Annotated in this window: 1 pseudogene; it reads left to right on the forward strand. The window is 40.6% G+C overall.

Annotation, left to right across the window (positions count from 1 at the left end):
* Nucleotides 1-36 precede the first annotated feature (36 nt).
* Nucleotides 37-2,005 (forward strand): annotated as a pseudogene (locus tag ACFILO_RS09295) (hypothetical protein); the annotation flags it as partial.

The following is a 2,005-nucleotide window of genomic DNA, read 5'->3' on the forward strand; positions in this document are numbered from 1 at the left end:
AATGTTCAGAATAAATTGACTGAACAGGTTAATAATGTGATTACCAAAGTGGAAAGCGAGAGCTTTGTTCAGCAAGACAAAACAACGCATCGTCTCACTATTGGAGATGCAGTAGAAGGTAGTGAAATCAACATTGCCAACAGTAAGAAAGAAGACCGGACGCTTTCTGGTGTTAAGAAAGCAGAGCGTGTGAATGAAGCTGTTAACAAAGGTCAGCTTGATAAAGGTTTGAAGGATCTTTCTAACAGTCTTCAGTCAGATGATTCAGCTGTTGTTCATTACGATAAAAAAGAGGGTGAGAATGGCGGCATTGATTACACGAGTGTGACTTTAGGCAAAGGTAAGGATAAGGCAGCTGTTGGTCTTCATAATGTTGCTGATGGTCAGATTGCCAAGGATTCACGTGATGCAATTACGGGTGGACAGGTTAACAAAATCGGTGAGGATGTAGCTAAGTTTTTAGGTGGAGAAGCATCCTTTAAAGAGGGTGTTTTTACAGCTCCGACTTATAAAATCTCTAATGTTTCTGACGATGGTACAGTAACGACTAATTCACATAACGATGTTGGTAGCGCCTTTGCGGGTCTTGATACGAGTGTCAAGAATGTGAACACTCATCTGTCTAATGAGGTCAAAAAGTTTGATGAAAAACTAAGTAATATTACGCAAGCAGTTCAAGGCGATGCATTGTTATGGGGCAAGACTAAAGGTGCGTTTGTAGCGACGCATGGGGACAATAAAGAGAACAGCAAGCTTACATCACTTGCAGCTGGCTCTATAGTATCAGGCTCGAGTGATGCGATTACGGGTGGACAGATTTATGATCTGCAAAAACAGTTTGCGACGTATTTTGGTGGAGGTGCTGGCTATGAAAATGGAAAATGGGTTGCACCCACATTCAAACTTAAAACTGTCAATGATGATGGTAGCACTGGTGAGGAAAAGGTTTACAATAGTGTAGCGGAAGCACTTGCGGGTGTTGCAAATTCTATCACGAATGTTCATAATGATGTAAGTAATGTTGTCAGTGATAGCCTTGCCAAGCAGGATGATAATACGAAGGTTATCACTATTGGTAAAGAAGTAGAAGGTACAGAACTCAACATTGCCAACAGTAAGAAAGAAGACCGGATACTTTCAGGTGTTAAGGCAGGAGTGCTTTCAGCAGAATCGACAGAAGTTGTAAATGGCTCTCAGTTATTTGCGACTAATAAAAATGTTACGACAGTGACTACTAATCTAGACAGTGTTTCTAAAAATACATCGAGCTATTTAGGTGGTGGTGCTGATGTTCTTGTAGGCAATCTTCCGACGTATGTTGTTGGTGGTCAGTCATATCATGATGTTGGCTCAGCCTTTAGCGGTGTTGATACATCGCTGACAGATCTTCATAATGAGCTTTCTAAGAACAGCAATGAACTTACACAGACCATTGAGCAGAATGCTTTGTTGTGGAATGATGAAGCCAATGCCTTTGTCGCGCGTCATGTAAAGAACAAAGAGAAAGATGGTCAAGTTATAGCGGAACAAGAAAACAGCAAATTAAAATTTTTATTAGATGGAGAAATTTCTAAAGGTTCAACGGATGCTATCACGGGTGGTCAGCTTTATTCGCTGAACGAACAACTTGCAACCTATTTTGGTGGTGGTGCAGGTTATGATGAGCAAGGACAATGGAAGGCTCCAAGTTTTGTGATCAAGAAAGTTGATGCGGAAGGTAAAGAAAGTGAAGAAAGCTATAAGAGTGTAGCGGAAGCACTTTCTGATATTAGTAGTTCTGTCACAAATGTTCATAATGATGTTACCAATGTTGTCAGTGATAGCCTTGTCAAGCAGGATGAAAAGACGAAAATTATCACTATTGGTAAAGAAGTAGAAGGCAGTGAAATCAACATAGCCAACAAGACTGGTACGGATCGGACACTTTCAGGTGTTGGTGAAGCAACAAAGGATAATGAAGCTGTTAACAAAGGTCAGCTTGATAAAGGTTTGAAGGATCTTTCTA

The sequence above is a fragment of the Bartonella sp. AP72JLCBS genome, from assembly GCF_042195705.1.
Taxonomy (GTDB): Bacteria; Pseudomonadota; Alphaproteobacteria; order Rhizobiales; family Rhizobiaceae; genus Bartonella.